This window comes from Pseudomonas fluorescens, from assembly GCF_902497745.1.
GTDB lineage: Bacteria > Pseudomonadota > Gammaproteobacteria > Pseudomonadales > Pseudomonadaceae > Aquipseudomonas > Aquipseudomonas fluorescens_BM.
The window spans coordinates 101,605-117,295 of sequence record NZ_CABVHJ010000017.1; the positions used below are offsets into that span (position 1 = coordinate 101,605).

Sequence of the window (15,691 nt, forward strand, 5' to 3'; positions counted from 1 at the left end):
AAATGCGCTACCTAAACGCGGCCCGGTTAAAGGCCGGCGCGCACTATACCGGATTTTGCCCAAAAAGGGAGCTTTTTTTATCGTCAAAATACCTGTGTCACCGCTGTGTAACGGGGTTTTGCGGATAATCGCGCCAAGGTCTATTTTTCATAGGCCCGGCCCTGCGGGCGAAGACGCTTAAACGATTCATCGATGTGCGGCATACCGTCGCTGCACCCGCCCTCCCCGCTCGAGGATTTCGCCATGAATCAGCCCTGCCCCGGCCGCGTCAGCCGTGAACGCCGTGGTCACGTCCATCTGATTGGCCTCGATCGAGCGGCCAAGCGCAATGCTTTCGATCTCGACCTGCTCAATGAACTCAGCCTGGCCTATGGCGAGTTCGAGGCCGACAGCGAGGCACGGGTCGCGGTGGTGTTCGGCCATGGCGAGCACTTTACCGCCGGTCTGGATCTGGTGAATGCCAGCGGCGCAATCGCCGAAGGTTGGCAGGTTCCGACCGGTGGTTGCGATCCATGGGGTGTTTTCGTCGGGCCACGGGTGAGCAAACCGGTGATTGTCGCCGCGCAGGGTTACTGCCTGACCATTGGCATCGAGCTGATGCTGGCGGCGGATATCAATCTCTGTGCGAGCAATACCCGCTTCGCGCAGATGGAAGTACAGCGTGGGATCTTTCCTTTTGGTGGCGCGACTTTGCGATTTCAGCAGATTGCCGGCTGGGGTAATGCGATGCGCTGGTTGCTGACCGGTGATGAATTTGATGCGCACGAGGCGTTGCACCTGGGGTTGGTGCAGGAAGTCATGGCCAGCGAAGACCTCTTGCCGCGAGCGATTGCGCTGGCCGAACGGATTGCGCAACAAGCCCCGCTGGGGGTGCAGGCGACGTTGATGTCGGCGCGGCAGGCAAGGTATGAGGGTGAAACGGCGGCGGCGCAGGGTTTGCCGGCGCTGGTGAAGAAGTTGCTGGCCAGTGAAGATGCCAAGGAAGGGGTGCGCTCGTTGGTGGAGCGGCGACCCGGGATCTTCAAAGGGATCTGAAATTTTCGCAGGCTATCAGGCCCTCTTCGCAAGCAGGCTCGCTCCCACAGGGAAAATGCATTCCAATGTGGGAGCGAGCTTGCTCGCGAAGGGGCCATCACAGATGCCTCAGGTGGCCGGGCGAATACTGTTGATCAACGACTGCAACGAATACCCCAACCTCGGCGCCAACGCCTCGGCCCGGGCGGTCAGCGCCTGCATGTCCAGCGCCTGATCGAGATCCGCCGGCACAATCAGAATCACATTGCCCTCCTTCACCGGCAGCTCCCAGTAGTGCCGGTGATAGAGCCCGCGCAACAACGCCGCGCCCAACGGCTTGCCATCATCGGTGGCCCACTGGTTGATCACCAGCCAGCCGCCCGGATTCAGCCGTTTCTGGCAGTCACCGAGAAAACTCCAGGCCAGATGGCCGACACCCGGCCCGACATCGGTGTACAGGTCGACAAAAATCAGGTCAGCCGGCTCGGCAGTCGGCAGCAGTTCGAGGGCGTCGCCGACGCGAATGTACAGGCGTGGATCATCATCCAGCCCAAGGTATTCGATGGCCAGACGCGGCACATCCGGGCGCAGTTCAATGGCTTCGACATCTTCGAGCGGCAGAAACTTGAGGCAGGCCTGCGTCAGCGTACCGGCACCGAGCCCCAGAAACAGCGCACTCTCCGGCTGCTCATGGCACAACGCACCGATCAGCATCGCGCGGGTGTAATCGTATTCGAGCCAGCTCGGGTCTGCGGTGAACACGCAGCTCTGCTCGATCGCATCGCCGAATTCGAGAAAGCGGTAATCGGCCACTTCCAGCACGCGAATCACGCCGAACTCATCCTGTACTTCGGCGAGCAGATGCTCGACGCGCTCCTCAGTCATTTCGTCTCCTGATGGTCACCGGGCGCGGTGACGCGATGGCACCGCTGTGGCGCCGTGGCAAAGCGGCGATTGTCGGTGATGGGGCGGGAGCAGGTCACGTACTAATTGCTGCTAACATGGCCTTCCGTGCGTAGAACCAATTAGAGACCGTGATGAGCCAACCGTGGAGCCCTGACAGCTGGCGCGCCCTGCCGATCCAGCAACAACCCCAATATCCTGACGCTGCGCATCTGCGCCAGGTCGAGCAGACGCTGGCCAGCTATCCGCCGCTGGTGTTTGCCGGCGAAGCGCGCGAACTGCGCCGGCAGTTTGCCGAAGTCACTCAGGGCCGCGCATTCCTGCTGCAGGGCGGCGATTGTGCGGAAAGCTTTGCCGAATTCTCTGCGGCAAAAATTCGCGACACTTTTAAAGTGTTGCTGCAAATGGCGATCGTCATGACCTTTGCCGCCGGTTGCCCGGTGGTCAAGGTCGGGCGCATGGCTGGCCAGTTCGCCAAACCGCGCTCGGCCAACGACGAGACCATCAATGGTGTGACCCTGCCGGCCTACCGTGGCGACATCGTCAACGGCATCGGTTTCGACGAGAAAAGCCGCGTGCCGGATCCGGAGCGTCTGCTGCAGTCCTATCACCAGTCCACCGCCACGCTGAATCTGCTGCGCGCGTTTGCCCAAGGCGGTTTTGCCGACCTGCATCAGGTGCACAAGTGGAACCTCGATTTCATCGCCAACTCTGCGCTGGCGGAGAAGTACAGCCACCTCGCCGACCGCATTGATGAAACCCTGGCATTCATGCGCGCCTGCGGCATGGACAGCTCGCCACAACTGCGCGAAACCAGCTTCTTCACCGCCCACGAAGCGCTGCTGCTGAACTACGAAGAAGCCTTCGTACGTCGCGACAGCCTGACCAACGATTACTACGATTGCTCGGCGCACATGCTGTGGATCGGCGACCGCACCCGTCAGCTCGACGGCGCGCATGTTGAGTTCCTGCGTGGGGTGAACAACCCGATCGGCGTCAAGGTCGGCCCGAGCATGAACCCCGACGACCTGATCCGCCTGATCGACGTGCTCAACCCGGACAACGATCCGGGGCGCCTCAACCTGATTGCGCGGATGGGTGCGAACAAGGTCGGCGATCACCTGCCGGCGCTGATCCGCGCGGTGCAGCGTGAAGGCAAGCAAGTGCTGTGGAGTTCCGACCCGATGCACGGCAACACCATCAAGGCCAGCAGCGGCTACAAGACCCGTGACTTCGCGCAGATCCTCGGTGAAGTTAAACAGTTCTTCCAGGTGCACGAAGCCGAAGGCAGTTATGCCGGCGGCATTCACATCGAGATGACCGGGCAGAATGTCACCGAGTGCATTGGTGGCGCGCGGCCGATTACTGAAGATGGCTTGTCGGATCGCTATCACACCCATTGTGATCCGCGGATGAATGCTGATCAGTCGCTGGAATTGGCGTTCCTCATAGCCGAAACGCTGAAACAAGTCCGCCGCTAGACCGAGTCGCCACCTTCGCGAGCAAGCTCGCTCCCACACCGGATTTGTGTCGTATACAAACCCCATGTGGGAGCGAGCCTGCTCGCGAAGGCGTCCGTTCAGACGCCCTCAATTTTCGCCAATGCCACCCGCAACCGCGCCGCACTCTCACGCTGACAATTGAGCTGCACCCGCGCAAGCCCCAACCAGTCCGCCATCTGCCGCAGATTAGCAGCCAGCGCCAACATCCCTTCCTCATCCAGCCCCGGCTCTTCCTCGTGCACCGCATGCACCGCCAACTGCCCCGCCGCCCGTTCGGCACGCAGATCAACCCGCGCGGCAATCCGCTCGTTGTGCAAGAACGGCAGCACGTAATAGCCGAAAACCCGCTTGTCCTGCGGTGTGTAAATTTCCAGCCGATAACGGAAATCGAACAAGCGCTCGGTGCGACTACGCTCCCAGATCAAAGAATCAAACGGCGACAACAACGCACTGGCCACCACCTTGCGCGGGACTTTCGGCTCCGGCAGGCAATAAGCGATCTGGCGCCAACCAGCGACTTCGCACATTTGCAATTGCCCCGCCTCGACCAGCTCAGCCAGTCGCGGCCGTGCATCCGCCGGATTCAGACGGAAGTAATCTCGCAGGTCTTTTTCTGTACCGACGCCCAACGCCTGCGCCGCATGCAACAGCAAGCCACGCTGCGCCTCGGCTTCATCAGGCAACGCTTGCTGCAAAATAGAAGACGGGATGACCCGCTCCGGCAAATCATACAAGCGCTCAAATCCACGCCGCCCCGCTACCGTCACTTCGCCCGCCGCAAACAACCATTCCAGTGCATGCTTTTCCGCGCTCCAGTCCCACCATGGCCCGGCCTTGTCTTCGCGAGTCGACAAGCTGCCGGCACCCAACGCGCCTTGCTCTTCGACCGAGTTCAACACCCGGCGAACAACGTCCTGCTGCTCACGACCGAACTTCGCCAGTTGCTGATAGATATCCTCGCCGCGCCTGGCTCGCTGCATCCGCCACGCCATCAGCGGATACATCGACAGCGGCAGCAACGACGCTTCATGGCCCCAATATTCGAACAACGTGCGGCGTCGCCCCGAACTCCAGGCAGCCTGGTCGAGCAAATCAGAAGAATAGGAACCCAGACGGGAAAACAGCGGCAAGTAGTGCGAACGCACCACGGCGTTGACGGAGTCGATTTGCAGCAATCCCAGCCGTTCGATCAGCCGGTTGAGGTGTGGCGCCTTGACAGTCGGCGGCTGGCGCCCGTTGAAGCCTTGGGCTGCCAGCGCCAGTCGTCGCGCCTGTTTGAGGGAAAAGGATACTGTTGCGGGCATGAGCATCTCCTTGTCTGCTCGCAACCTACCTCACTGGAAGTTGGTTTGTGTAGCGCTCTGCTCATCATTTATGCAGGGGTCATTTATGCATCGGGTCATCCCAGAACGGCCGCACGGCTTCGTGTTCAACGTCAGCACGACTGACGCCGATGTCCTTCAACGCTTCGTCGCTCAGACTGGCGAGCAATTCGCGTTCACGGTGCAGTTCGTACCAGCGGCTAAACTTGTGCAGCAGGTCGGAAACGATATGGCCGTGGCCGGAAAATTTTGATTCGTCTACATACTCTCTTTGACCTTTCATCGTGTTGCCTCCTTTGTGGATGGCTCAAGTCTCGCGCCGGCGCTAAGATCAATCCAACGAATGTTTCTGATGGCATGCATCACGGAGATTCATCAATTGTCGGCCTACCCCAGTATCGATACCGATGTACTGCGCACCTTTGTCGCCATCGCTGATCAGGGCGGTTTCACCCGTGCCGGCGAAATGGTCAACCGCACGCAATCGGCGGTGAGCATGCAGATGAAGCGTCTGGAAGAGGACGTGTTGCAGCGGCAGTTGTTCGAGCGCGACGGACGCCAAGTGCGCCTGACCGCCGAGGGCCAGGTGTTGCTCGGTTACGCGCGGCGCATCCTCAAGTTGCACAGCGAAGTGTTCAACACTTTGCGCGAGCCGCACATGGTCGGCACGGTGCGCATCGGTACGCCGGACGATTATGTGATGCGTTTTCTGCCGGGGATTCTGTCGCGGTTTGCGCAGTTCTATCCGCTGATCCAGATCGAAGTGCATTGCGAGTCGACCAAACAACTGCTGCAGCGTACCGATCTGGACTTGTCGATTGTCACCCGCGAACCGGGCAACGAGATCGGCCAACTACTGCGCAAGGAGCGTTTTGTCTGGGCCGAAGCGCAGAATTTCAGTGCCCACGAACAAACGCCGCTGCCGCTGGCGATGTTCAACAGTGATTGTTTCTGCCGCTTGTGGGCGTGCAATGCGCTGGATGCGATGGGCCGCGACTACCGCATCGCGTACAACAGCACCAGCCTCTCGGCGTTGATGGCCGTGGTCAGCGCGGGTCTGGCGATCACCGCGCAACTGGAAAGCCTGATCACCCCGGACATGCGAATTCTCGGCGCCGCCGAAGATCTGCCGCTGTTGCCCGAAGCCAGCATCATGCTGATCCGCAATCTGAACAATCCGTCGCCGATCACCGAGTGCCTGGCCGAGCACATCGTCGAAGGCTTCAAACTTTAAACGCGAGCATCACCGCACACAGCACCAGGAAACCGCAGAACAGCCCGCGCAGGAGTTTTTCCGGCATGGCGTGGGCGACTTTCACCCCCCAACTGATGCTCGCCAGACCGCCGATGGCCAGCGGCAGGCCGATCATCCAGTCCACTTCCTGGTGCACCGCGTAGGTCACCAAGGTCACGCCGGTGCTCGGCAAGGCCAGCGCCAGCGACAAGCCCTGAGCGACCACTTGCGTGGTGCCGAACAGGCTGGTCAGCACCGGCGTCGCGACCACCGCACCGCCGACACCGAACAAACCGCCCATAGTCCCGGACGCCGCGCCAAGCACGCCGAGCCATGGCCAGGAATAACGCATTTCGGAAGTCGCAGCGGGTGGTTTGCCGAACATCTTCAGCAGGTTGTACGCGGAGAGCACCACAAGAAATGCCACAAAGCCGATGCGCATGGTTTGCGCATCGATACCCACCGCCCAGATCGAACCGATCCAGGCAAAGCAGAAACCCATCACCGCCAAGGGCAGCGCATGCCGCAGTTCGATGCGATTGCGCTGGTGATAACGCCACAGTGCCAGCATCACGTTCGGCACCACCATGACCAGCGCTGTGCCTTGGGCGATTTGTTGATCAAGGCCAAACCACACGCCAAGCAACGGAATGGCGATCAAACCGCCGCCGATGCCGAAAATGCCGCCAAGTGTGCCAAGGGCGGCGCCGAACAACAGGTACAACAAAAACTCCATCACAGCCGAATTCCTCTCACGTCAGGCGATTCATCCTACGCAGTCGCGGCTGGCGGGGAAACGCACAGCAACGCACAATGGCTATGCCGATTTCGCACAAGCGTTGAACCGATATGAATCCCAATCAATTGACCGATCAACTCGGGCTGTTTCTCGATGTGCTGGAGAGCGGCAGTTTTTCTGCCGCCTCGCGCCGTCATCCGCTGACACCGTCGGCCGTCGCTCGACGAATAGACAATCTGGAAAGCGCCGTTGGCAGCCAGTTGTTTGTCCGCAGCACTCACGCAGTGCGCGCAACGCCAGCGGGACTGGCGTTTGCCGAACGCGCGCGACGGATTGTTGCCGAGTTGCAGCTGGCCCGCGCAGAAGCGGTGTCCTTGAGCAGTGCACCCGAGGGCTTGATCCGTATCGATGCCCCCGCCGCTTTCGGGCGACGGCATCTGGCACCGGTGATCGCTGACTTTCTCGTTCTGTATCCGGGGCTGGATGTGCAACTGCACCTGATTGACAGCTTTGTCGACATGGGCGGCTCGAACCTGGGCAAAGTCGATCTGGTGCTGCGCGCCGGACAAATGGCTGATACCCGATTGGTGGCCACACCCTTGGCGAGCATGGTGCGTATTGCCTGCGCCAGTCCGGACTATCTCAAACGCCGTGGTGTACCCGGCAGTCCGGCGCAACTGAGCGAGCATGATGGCCTGGACTGGGAAGGCCTCGCTCCGCCCTTCGCCTGGCGCTTCGAGCAGGACGGCCAAATGCAATTGCACCGTCCGGCGCGCATCCGCATGAGCGCCAACAATGCCGAGGCCTTGGTCTGCGGCGCCTTGGCTGGCTTGGGCATCGCGCATCTGCCGACATGGCTGGCCAGCGAATACCTGTTGCGCGGCGAATTGCTGCCGTTGTTCTGCGAAAACGGCCTGCCGACCCCAGAGTCCACCGGCATCTACGCGCTGCGCATGGAGCAACAAACCAACTCGCGCAGCCGCCTGTTGCTCGAATATCTCAAGACCCGTTTCAGTCCGGTGCCGCCATGGGATCTGGCGTTACAGCGAGATCTGGGACGGCACTAGCGCCGGAAAATTATCTGGCGCATTAAAGATTCGAGCGCTAGATTCATGACCATTACCGCACAAGGCTTTTGAAATGACTTCCGAACGCGACACCTGCGACGACCTGCTGCTGGATAACCAGGCCTGCTTCGCTCTGCATTCCACTTCGCTGATGATGACCAAGGTCTACAAGCCGCTGCTGCAAGCCTTGAACCTGACCTATCCGCAGTATCTGGCGATGATGGTGCTTTGGGAGAAGGATGGTTTGACCGTCGGAGAAATCAGCTCGCGGTTGCTGACCGATCCCGGCTCGCTGACCCCGCTGCTCAAACGCCTGGAAGGCGAAGGCTTGCTCAGCCGCACGCGCAGTCGTGAGGATGAGCGCGTGGTAATTGTTGAACTGACCGAACAGGGTCGGGCGCTACGCGACAAGGCACAGACCATTCCGCAATGCATCCTCGGCGCCAGCGGCTTCACTCTGGAACGCCTGCAGAAGCTGCAATCAGAGTTGCAGGCGCTACGCGGTCACTTGCAGGAAAGCCTGATCTGACCTCCACACAGTCCCTGTGGGAGCGAGCCTGCTCGCGAATGCGTAGTGTCAGTCGATATGAATGGTGACTGATACACCGCATTCGCGAGCAGGCTCGCTCCCACATTGATTTCATCGACAACAAAAATATTTTCACCACCTGATCTACCGCGCAAATCGCTCTAACTCAAGCCTTACAGCCACCCTCTCATACCCGCCCCTTCGTGGAAGTGCAGCTTTTTTATAAATTTATCTTGCGCGCAATATATTAGCGCGATACATTCACCTCGCACTTACTTAGCGCGCAAACAATTAGCGCACATAACCACACCCAATGAGGCTCACACCATGCAAACTCTCTACACCGCAATCGCAACCTCCACTGGCGGCCGTGATGGTCGTGCGATCTCCAGCGACAATATCCTCGACGTCAAACTCGCCACCCCGAAAGAACTCGGCGGTGCCGGCGGCGCGGCGACCAACCCAGAGCAACTGTTCGCGGCCGGCTACTCGGCCTGCTTCATCGGCGCACTGAAATTCGTCGCCAGCCAGACCAAACGCAAAATCCCTGACGATGCCTCGATCACCGCCCATGTCGGTATCGGCCAGATCCCCGGTGGCTTCGGTCTGGACATCGACCTGCACATCAGCCTGCCAGGCCTGGAACAAGCCGACGCACAAGCGCTGGTCGACGCTGCTCACCAGGTCTGCCCGTACTCCAACGCCACCCGTGGCAACGTCGATGTACGTCTGCACGTCACCGTTTAACTGCTGATATCCCAGGCCCGAACAGGAAATGAACATGCACACTTTCAGCAAAGTCTTGACCGGTACCCTTCTCGCCCTGTCCATCCACAGTGCATTTGCCGGTGATGTCGAACACAACACTCAGGCATTTCTCGATGTGCTGAATGCCGGCACCGGCAAACCGATGGAACAGCTGACACCCAAAGATGCCCGCGCCGTGCTGGTCGGCGCGCAGTCCGGGGTCAAGTTGACGCTGCCCAAAGCGGACGTCAGCGAGAAAACCATCCAGGTCGATGGCCAACCGTTGAGCCTGACCATCGTCCGGCCGGCCGGGGTCAAGGGCGAGCTGCCAGTGTTCATGTTCTTCCACGGTGGTGGCTGGGTGCTAGGCGATTTCCCGACGCACGAGCGGTTGGTGCGGGATCTGGTGGTCGGTTCGGGAGCGGCGGCTGTGTTCGTCAATTACACGCCTTCACCGGAAGCGCATTACCCGGTGGCGATCAACCAGGCCTACGCGGCAACTAAGTGGGTCGCCGAGCACGGCAAAGAAATCAACGTCGACGGCAAACGTCTGGCCGTCGCTGGCAACAGCGTCGGCGGCAACATGGCGGCCGTGGTTGCACTGATGGCCAAAGACAAAGGCACGCCGGCGATCAAGTTCCAGGTGCTGCTGTGGCCTGTGACGGACGCCAATTTCGATACCGGCTCCTACAATCAGTACGCCGAAGGGCACTTCCTCACGCGCAACATGATGAAATGGTTCTGGGACAACTACACCACCGACGCCAAGCAGCGAAACGAGATTTACGCGTCGCCGCTGCGGGCCAGCACTGCGCAACTGAAGGGCCTGCCGCCAGCACTGGTGCAGACCGCCGGCGCCGATGTGCTGCGTGATGAAGGTGAAGCGTATGCGCGCAAACTCGATGAGGCCGGTGTGGCAGTGACGTCGGTGCGTTACAACGGCATGATCCACGATTACGGTTTGCTTAACGTGGTCAGTCAGGTGCCGGCAGTGCGTTCGGCGATGTTGCAGGCATCTGAAGAACTCAAGCAACACTTGAAGTAACCACAATCCCATTGTGGGAGCGAGCCTGCTCGCGAAAGCAGTGTGTCATCCAGTGATGTGCTGGCTGACAGAATGCATTCGCGAGCAGGCTCGCTCCCACAGGGAATTGTGTGAAGCTCAAATCGCAGGCACAAAAAAGCCCGACTCAATGGTCGGGCTTTTTCTTTCCGCAAAAAGCAGTGCTTATTTGGCACGGCCTTTGTAGGAACCGCCTTCGCGGGTGTCGATTTCGATCTTGTCACCGATTTCGATGAAGTCGGCAACTTGCAGCTCAGTACCGTTGGCCAGCTTGGCTGGCTTCATGACTTTGCCGGAAGTGTCGCCACGAGCCGAACCTTCGGTGTAGTCAACTACGCGCACGATGGTGGTCGGCAGCTCTACGGAAACCAGACGCTCTTCGAAGAAGATCGCTTCGCAAACATCGGTCATGCCTTCTTCAACGAAAGGCAGAACGGCTTCGATGTCTTCAGCGTTCAGCTCGTACATGGTGTAGTCAGTGGTGTCCATGAACGTGTAGGTGTCGCCGCTGATGAAGGACAGGGTCGCTTCTTTGCGGTCGAGGATTACGTCGTCCAGTTTGTCGTCAGCGCTGTAAACGATCTCGGTCTTGTAACCGGTCAGCAGGTTTTTCAGCTTGGTCTTCATGATCGCGCTGTTACGGCCCGACTTGGTGAATTCAGCTTTCTGAACCAGCCAAGGATCGTTTTCGAGACGGATCACGGTACCGGGTTTCAGTTCTTTACCAGTTTTCATTGCGAATATCCGAATTTGGATGGGATTTACAAAAATCTAGGCCGCGTATCATATCCAATTTAGGTAAAACTGTACCAGCGCTGCGGCAAGATCGGCCTGCAAGCCTTGTTCCAGACACCACGCTTCGGCATTTTCCTGCAGTTCTGGCCAATGATTGCGGGCCGCGAGCCAGTGTTCGCCGATGGGTTGACCGGCGCTCCAGGCCCGCCAGAGACCGTTCATCGCCTCGGCAGCGGCTGGTGACAGGCCTTTTGTGTAGAGCACGAGAAAGGCGTCGAGCTTGTCCAGATGGATGTCTTCGTCCTGCTGATAGATGTGCCACAGCATCGGCCGTCCCGCCCACTGCGCGCGTACGAACGAGTCTTCACCGCGCACGGCGTTGAAATCGCAGCACCAGAGCAAGTGGTCATATTGATCCTGACGGACGAACGGCAATACCTGCACGGTCAGCGACTGACGCACATTGATCTCGCCCACCGTCAGGGTTTCCACTCCAAGCCAACGCGCTACGTCGCCAAGAATCCGCCCTTCCGGCACCAGAAGATGGGTCGGTGCAGCATCGGCCGCCAGCACATCAAGCCAACTCGCCAGCCCGGCATTCTCATAAGCAAACAGCGAAATCAGCTGCGCATCCGGTGCGCGATCGACCCCCAGACCTTGCAGAAACTGGCGCTGAGCCTCGGTATCCTGCTGAAACAGTCGACGCTGCTCGAGCAATCCTCGTTCACGAAGCAGCCCGCCAGTGCCCGCCTGAAAGCCCGGAAAAAAGAAGAACTTCTGCACGGTTTTGTATTTGACCGACGGCAACCCGTGGCAACCGATCACCCAGTCTTCGGCGCTGAGATAGTCGAGGTTCATCCACAGCGGCGGTTGTTCGCGCACGGCCATCGCCTCCATATAGTCAGTAGGCAACTGACAGGCAAACGCGGCGATCACCACATCGGCGGCGTCGGTGTGCGACCACTCGGCCGGCCAGTGGCGCACTTCGACACCCTGCCGGGATTGCTGTGCCGCGTTGATATCGATCTCGGGGCAAATGCGCTCGAAGGCGCGCAGATCATCGACCCACAGGCGCACCGCCAGACCGTGCTCGCCCGCCAGTTGCCGGGCCAGACGCCAGGTCACACCGATATCACCAAAGTTGTCGACGACGGTGCAGAAAATATCCCAGCGGGTTTTCAATTGCGGCATTCAAGACTCCCGTTGGCAAAAGCGCCGATTGTCCGCATAAATGACCTCGCGCAGAAGAGCCGACGGCGATTAATCTTCGTGCGACAATCGCCACTTGCCCGCAATCACCCGCCAGGAGGCAGCCATGCCCTATCGCCCCAATCCACGCCGGCCCTTGCCGGTACAGCTTAGCGCGCTGCATCTGACCGGCAGCATTGCCCTGGGCATGTGGCTGGGCTTCCTCGCCATTGCGCTGACCTGCTGGCTGCTGGCGCATTTTCTGTTCAAAGAACAACTGGCACCGGTTGCCCAGGCTGTGCAGCAATTGGCCAATCCGCCGGCGACTGTTCAGGTACAGCCGGATATTCCGCCGCAGAGCCCGTTGTTCCAGCAATACGAGGAAAATCTGCGCAAGAACGAGCAGCAGGCACGGCTGGATCAGGCGCGCGGCAGCACGCGTAATCTGTCGAATCCAAAGTGTCAGTTCTGGCTGCAACAGGATCAAACCGCTCCGAGCGAAAAGAGCCGCGCCAACGTTTTGCAATTCTGCGATTGATCATGAACAAGCACATCGTCCACCAATTGATTCTCGACAAACTGCGCATCGATCTCGACATCGCCGAACGCGCCGCGCAAACCGCTTACGAAACGGCGACCCACGAAGAAAACATCGCCGAAAACAAATACGACACGCTGGGGCTTGAGGCGTCGTATCTGGCGGCGGGTCAGGCGAAAAGGGTCGAAGAAATCCGTCAGTCACTGGCGCTGTGCCAGAACCTGACCTTGCGCGCCTATGACGAAAATCGTGGTATCGAAGTCGGCGCCCTGCTCGGCCTGGAGGACGAAAAGGGTCGCGAGCAATGGCTGTTTCTGGCGCCGGATGCGGCAGGCCTGAAAGTCGATGTGGTCGGTCAGCCGATAACCGTCATCACCCCGCGCTCGCCGCTGGGCAAAGGTCTGCTGGGCAAGTGCGAAGGCGATGAGGTGGAGATTCTGGTGGCAGGCACCCGGCAACAGTTCGCTGTCACCGAGGTGCTCTGAAACAACTGATCAGTGAACCGGCAGTTCGACGCCGTCGAACAGTTCTTCCAGTTCCTGCTTGTTGTGGCATTGAATGGCTTTGGCCATCACTTCGCGGGTCAGGTGCGGGGCGAACTTCTCGATGAAGTCGCACATGAAACCACGCAGGAAGGTGCCGCGACGGAAACCGATCTTGGTCACGCTCGACTCGAACAGTTCGCTGGCATCCAGCACCACCAGATCGTTGTCGAGTTTGGTGTCGACCGCCATTTTAGCGACGATGCCCACGCCCAGGCCCAGACGCACATAGGTTTTGATCACATCGGCATCGGCGGCGGTGAACACCACTTTCGGCGTCAGACCGCGATGGCTGAAAGCTTCGTCGAGTTTCGAACGGCCAGTGAAACCGAACACGTAAGTCACGATCGGGTATTCGGCCAGAGCTTCAAGAGTCAGCTTCGGCAGCTTGGTCAGCGGGTGGCCCTGCGGCACGACTACGCAACGATTCCAGCGGTAGCACGGCATCATCACCAGATCGCCGAACAGCTCCAGCGCTTCGGTAGCGATGGCGAAATCGACGGTGCCGTCAGCGGCCATTTCGGCGATCTGCATCGGCGAACCCTGGTGCATGTGCAGCGCCACGTCCGGGTATTGCTTGATGAAATTGCTGATCACCGGTGGCAGCGCATAACGTGCCTGGGTGTGGGTGGTGGCGATCGACAGGGTGCCTTTTTTCTCGTTGGAGAATTCCTGGGCGATCTGCTTGATGCTTTCGACCTTGCGCAGAATTTCACCGGCGGTGGTGATGATGCGCTCGCCGGCCGGGGTTACGCGGGTCAGGTGCTTGCCGCTGCGGGCAAACACTTCGACGCCAAGTTCATCTTCCAGCAGACGGATTTGCTTACTGATGCCCGGTTGCGAGGTGTAAAGGCTTTGGGCTGTAGCGGAAACGTTGAGGTCGTGGTGCGCCACTTCCCAGATGTAGCGCAATTGTTGAAGCTTCATATGAATCCCTCAAAGCAGGTAGACGCCACGGGCATCAGCGACGGTATATAACTATATTAATGGTTTGAATAATAAATCTAGAACTTTTTTATCAAAGCGCCATTATTCCTGCTTCAGCGATCCTCTCGCCGCCGGCGCTCCACCAACGGCACGAGATAAACCGGCACCTTGGCCAATTGCAGTACCCGCGCTGCCGTGCGCCCCAACGGCGTTTCCGCGCCCACCCCGTGGCTGTGACTGCCGACGATCAGCAGATCGACCGAGAGTTTCTGCACCTGGTCGAGAATCACCTGCGACGGATCACCCTGCAGCACGCGCACGGCGCGAATGCGCTGCAGATCCTGCTCGCCTTCATCCCCCAGTTCTTCGCGAAAGCTTTCCAGCACTCGCTGCTCGATATTGGCAATGACAGTTTTCAGACCCTGGCTGTGAAATTCGTTCAATGCCTGTTCGTCGAGGTAACTCTGCAACACCGATTCGGCAAACAGCCCCATCGGCTCCACCGCGTGCACCACGTACAGATCGGCATTGAACGTTCGCGCCAACGCCAGGGCATGCTGCATCACTAACGGTGCGTACAGACCGAGGTCAGTGGCATACAGCATCGAACGAATCATATGACCTCCTCGCAAGCCAACATGGCGGAGATTTGATTCAGCTTAGCAGTGCCTTGGCGAGTACGACGTGCGGCGCAACGTCTTGAACCACAGGGCTTTAGACCGACGGTTCGTTGCTGATGCCATGCGGCACGTGGCCGGTGGCAACGACTTCGCGGGCGAGTTCGCAGTGGCCGGCCTGATCGTCGAAAAACACGTCGGCAGCGAAGGCTTCAAGGAACGCCGATTTGGTCAGGCCGCCGAGGAACAGGGATTCATCGAGGCGAATATCCCACTCGCGCAAGGTCCGAATCACACGTTCATGGGCCGGCGCCGAACGCGCGGTGACCAGTGCCGTGCGGATCGGGCAATCGTCATCGGGAAACTCGCGCTGCAACAGATTGAGCGCTGCCAGAAAGCCTTTGAACGGCCCACCGCGCAATGGCTCGCGGGCCGACTCACGCTCCTTGGCCTGAAACGCTTCCAGCCCGCCGGACTGATAAACGCGCTCCGACTCATCGGAAAAGATCACCGCATCGCCGTCGAAGGCGATGCGCAATTCGTCGCTGGCCGCGCGACTGGCGCCACCGGACAGAATGGTTGCTGCGGCGAAACCGGCGTCCAGCGCCGCGCGCACGTCTTCGGCATGGGTCGACAGAAACAGGTCGCAACCAAAGGCTTTCAGGTACGGATACGGACTGCGCCCGCCGACAAACGCTGCGCGGGAAATCGCCAGACCGTAATGGTGAATCGAGTTGAAAACACGCAACCCGGTGTCGGCGCTGTTGCGCGAAACCAGAATCACCTCGACCCGCGCACGGCCGAGGCGACTGTTCAGGCTCAAGAGTTTTTCTACCAACGGGAAGGCATCGCCGGGCGCAAGAATTTCGTCTTCGTGTTCGATCTGGTATTGCCGGTAGGCTTCGACGCCGCTCGACAGGTAGACCTTGTGGCTCTCGCTCAGGTCGAACAAGGCGCGCGACGAAATCGCCAGCACCAGTTTGTCATCGATGTTTTTGGCCATGCTTTCCCCCAAAGCAACCGG

Annotated in this window: 18 protein-coding genes; 9 read left to right on the forward strand and 9 right to left on the reverse strand. The window is 59.5% G+C overall.

The window, feature by feature from the left end; translation table 11 throughout:
* Window positions 1–243: 243 nt before the first annotated feature.
* Window positions 244–1,035 (forward strand): crotonase/enoyl-CoA hydratase family protein, encoded by a 792-nt coding sequence (locus tag F8N44_RS23345; protein WP_150651958.1) that lies wholly within the window; start codon window positions 244–246, stop codon window positions 1,033–1,035.
* 108 nt (window positions 1,036–1,143) lie between these two features.
* On the opposite strand, the gene F8N44_RS23355 is transcribed toward F8N44_RS23345, so the two are convergent.
* On the reverse strand, window positions 1,144–1,899 hold the full coding sequence (locus F8N44_RS23355; protein ID WP_150651960.1) for a spermidine synthase: 756 nt from the start codon (window positions 1,897–1,899) through the stop codon (window positions 1,144–1,146).
* A gap of 152 nt (window positions 1,900–2,051) precedes the next feature.
* On the opposite strand from F8N44_RS23355, the gene F8N44_RS23360 reads away from it, so the two are divergent.
* Complete coding sequence (locus tag F8N44_RS23360; RefSeq protein ID WP_134176323.1) at window positions 2,052–3,398, forward strand: class II 3-deoxy-7-phosphoheptulonate synthase; 1,347 nt, start codon at window positions 2,052–2,054, stop codon at window positions 3,396–3,398.
* Window positions 3,399–3,496: 98 nt separating this feature from the next.
* Here the strand turns inward: F8N44_RS23360 and F8N44_RS23365 are convergent, their stop codons facing one another.
* Window positions 3,497–4,723: a winged helix-turn-helix domain-containing protein gene (locus F8N44_RS23365; RefSeq protein ID WP_150651961.1), complete on the reverse strand. Its 1,227-nt coding sequence runs from the start codon at window positions 4,721–4,723 to the stop codon at window positions 3,497–3,499.
* 79 nt (window positions 4,724–4,802) lie between these two features.
* On the reverse strand, window positions 4,803–5,024 hold the full coding sequence (locus F8N44_RS23370) for a DUF1127 domain-containing protein (RefSeq protein ID WP_007908607.1): 222 nt from the start codon (window positions 5,022–5,024) through the stop codon (window positions 4,803–4,805).
* Between the two features lie 96 nt (window positions 5,025–5,120).
* Between F8N44_RS23370 and F8N44_RS23375 the strand changes: the two genes are divergently transcribed.
* Window positions 5,121–5,975 (forward strand): LysR substrate-binding domain-containing protein, encoded by an 855-nt coding sequence (locus F8N44_RS23375; protein ID WP_026000633.1) that lies wholly within the window; start codon window positions 5,121–5,123, stop codon window positions 5,973–5,975.
* On the opposite strand, the gene F8N44_RS23380 is transcribed toward F8N44_RS23375, so the two are convergent.
* Window positions 5,965–6,714, reverse strand: coding sequence for a sulfite exporter TauE/SafE family protein (locus F8N44_RS23380; RefSeq protein ID WP_191630940.1), 750 nt, complete (start codon window positions 6,712–6,714; stop codon window positions 5,965–5,967). The two genes, F8N44_RS23375 and F8N44_RS23380, sit on opposite strands and share 11 nt — an antisense overlap.
* A gap of 110 nt (window positions 6,715–6,824) precedes the next feature.
* Between F8N44_RS23380 and F8N44_RS23385 the strand changes: the two genes are divergently transcribed.
* The 4 genes from F8N44_RS23385 to F8N44_RS23405 all read left to right on the forward strand — a co-directional run bounded on the left by F8N44_RS23385 (window position 6,825) and on the right by F8N44_RS23405 (window position 10,102).
* Window positions 6,825–7,781, forward strand: coding sequence for a LysR family transcriptional regulator (locus F8N44_RS23385; protein WP_150651963.1), 957 nt, complete (start codon window positions 6,825–6,827; stop codon window positions 7,779–7,781).
* Window positions 7,782–7,854: 73 nt separating this feature from the next.
* Window positions 7,855–8,310 carry a MarR family winged helix-turn-helix transcriptional regulator gene (locus F8N44_RS23390; RefSeq protein WP_150651964.1) on the forward strand — a complete coding sequence of 152 codons (456 nt, stop codon included), beginning with the start codon at window positions 7,855–7,857 and terminating at the stop codon, window positions 8,308–8,310.
* A 327-nt stretch (window positions 8,311–8,637) separates the two neighbouring features.
* Entirely contained in the window at window positions 8,638–9,057 is a 420-nt protein-coding gene (locus F8N44_RS23400; RefSeq protein WP_007908600.1) for an organic hydroperoxide resistance protein, read from the forward strand.
* Window positions 9,058–9,091: 34 nt separating this feature from the next.
* The gene (locus F8N44_RS23405) at window positions 9,092–10,102 is read left to right on the forward strand and encodes an alpha/beta hydrolase (protein ID WP_150651966.1); all 1,011 of its coding nucleotides are present in this window, start codon (window positions 9,092–9,094) and stop codon (window positions 10,100–10,102) included.
* Between the two features lie 183 nt (window positions 10,103–10,285).
* On the opposite strand, the gene F8N44_RS23410 is transcribed toward F8N44_RS23405, so the two are convergent.
* Window positions 10,286–10,855, reverse strand: a complete 570-nt coding sequence (locus F8N44_RS23410; RefSeq protein ID WP_007908599.1) for an elongation factor P — start codon at window positions 10,853–10,855, stop codon at window positions 10,286–10,288.
* Between the two features lie 48 nt (window positions 10,856–10,903).
* The gene (gene earP, locus F8N44_RS23415) at window positions 10,904–12,046 is read right to left on the reverse strand and encodes an elongation factor P maturation arginine rhamnosyltransferase EarP (RefSeq protein WP_150651967.1); all 1,143 of its coding nucleotides are present in this window, start codon (window positions 12,044–12,046) and stop codon (window positions 10,904–10,906) included.
* 124 nt (window positions 12,047–12,170) lie between these two features.
* On the opposite strand from earP, the gene F8N44_RS23420 reads away from it, so the two are divergent.
* Both F8N44_RS23420 and F8N44_RS23425 read left to right on the forward strand, forming a co-directional pair.
* A complete protein-coding gene (locus F8N44_RS23420; RefSeq protein WP_150651968.1) occupies window positions 12,171–12,581 on the forward strand; it encodes a hypothetical protein in 411 nt (136 codons plus the stop codon).
* A 2-nt stretch (window positions 12,582–12,583) separates the two neighbouring features.
* On the forward strand, window positions 12,584–13,066 hold the full coding sequence (locus F8N44_RS23425; protein WP_034155245.1) for a GreA/GreB family elongation factor: 483 nt from the start codon (window positions 12,584–12,586) through the stop codon (window positions 13,064–13,066).
* Window positions 13,067–13,075: 9 nt separating this feature from the next.
* Here F8N44_RS23425 and cysB read toward each other — a convergent pair whose 3' ends face one another.
* From cysB to F8N44_RS23440, 3 genes are all read right to left on the reverse strand, one after another.
* Window positions 13,076–14,050 carry an HTH-type transcriptional regulator CysB gene (cysB, locus tag F8N44_RS23430; protein WP_003183769.1) on the reverse strand — a complete coding sequence of 325 codons (975 nt, stop codon included), beginning with the start codon at window positions 14,048–14,050 and terminating at the stop codon, window positions 13,076–13,078.
* A 113-nt stretch (window positions 14,051–14,163) separates the two neighbouring features.
* Window positions 14,164–14,667 (reverse strand): universal stress protein, encoded by a 504-nt coding sequence (locus tag F8N44_RS23435; protein WP_007908589.1) that lies wholly within the window; start codon window positions 14,665–14,667, stop codon window positions 14,164–14,166.
* 97 nt (window positions 14,668–14,764) lie between these two features.
* Window positions 14,765–15,670, reverse strand: a complete 906-nt coding sequence (locus F8N44_RS23440; protein WP_122844743.1) for a 5'-nucleotidase — start codon at window positions 15,668–15,670, stop codon at window positions 14,765–14,767.
* Between the last annotated feature and the right edge of the window lie 21 nt (window positions 15,671–15,691).

What these genes read in the sequence shown, in the direction of transcription:
- F8N44_RS23365 (WP_150651961.1), bottom strand. Translation starts at nt 4,723, where the DNA reads ATGCCCGCAACAGTATCCTTTTCCCTCAAACAGGCGCGACGACTGGCG.
- F8N44_RS23435 (WP_007908589.1), bottom strand. Translation starts at nt 14,667, where the DNA reads ATGATTCGTTCGATGCTGTATGCCACTGACCTCGGTCTGTACGCACCG.
- F8N44_RS23390 (WP_150651964.1), top strand. Translation starts at nt 7,855, where the DNA reads ATGACTTCCGAACGCGACACCTGCGACGACCTGCTGCTGGATAACCAG.
- F8N44_RS23360 (WP_134176323.1), top strand. Translation starts at nt 2,052, where the DNA reads ATGAGCCAACCGTGGAGCCCTGACAGCTGGCGCGCCCTGCCGATCCAG.
- F8N44_RS23400 (WP_007908600.1), top strand. Translation starts at nt 8,638, where the DNA reads ATGCAAACTCTCTACACCGCAATCGCAACCTCCACTGGCGGCCGTGAT.
- earP (WP_150651967.1), bottom strand. Translation starts at nt 12,046, where the DNA reads ATGCCGCAATTGAAAACCCGCTGGGATATTTTCTGCACCGTCGTCGAC.
- F8N44_RS23385 (WP_150651963.1), top strand. Translation starts at nt 6,825, where the DNA reads ATGAATCCCAATCAATTGACCGATCAACTCGGGCTGTTTCTCGATGTG.
- F8N44_RS23370 (WP_007908607.1), bottom strand. Translation starts at nt 5,024, where the DNA reads ATGAAAGGTCAAAGAGAGTATGTAGACGAATCAAAATTTTCCGGCCAC.
- cysB (WP_003183769.1), bottom strand. Translation starts at nt 14,050, where the DNA reads ATGAAGCTTCAACAATTGCGCTACATCTGGGAAGTGGCGCACCACGAC.
- F8N44_RS23425 (WP_034155245.1), top strand. Translation starts at nt 12,584, where the DNA reads ATGAACAAGCACATCGTCCACCAATTGATTCTCGACAAACTGCGCATC.
- F8N44_RS23420 (WP_150651968.1), top strand. Translation starts at nt 12,171, where the DNA reads ATGCCCTATCGCCCCAATCCACGCCGGCCCTTGCCGGTACAGCTTAGC.
- F8N44_RS23410 (WP_007908599.1), bottom strand. Translation starts at nt 10,855, where the DNA reads ATGAAAACTGGTAAAGAACTGAAACCCGGTACCGTGATCCGTCTCGAA.
- F8N44_RS23405 (WP_150651966.1), top strand. Translation starts at nt 9,092, where the DNA reads ATGCACACTTTCAGCAAAGTCTTGACCGGTACCCTTCTCGCCCTGTCC.
- F8N44_RS23355 (WP_150651960.1), bottom strand. Translation starts at nt 1,899, where the DNA reads ATGACTGAGGAGCGCGTCGAGCATCTGCTCGCCGAAGTACAGGATGAG.
- F8N44_RS23345 (WP_150651958.1), top strand. Translation starts at nt 244, where the DNA reads ATGAATCAGCCCTGCCCCGGCCGCGTCAGCCGTGAACGCCGTGGTCAC.
- F8N44_RS23440 (WP_122844743.1), bottom strand. Translation starts at nt 15,670, where the DNA reads ATGGCCAAAAACATCGATGACAAACTGGTGCTGGCGATTTCGTCGCGC.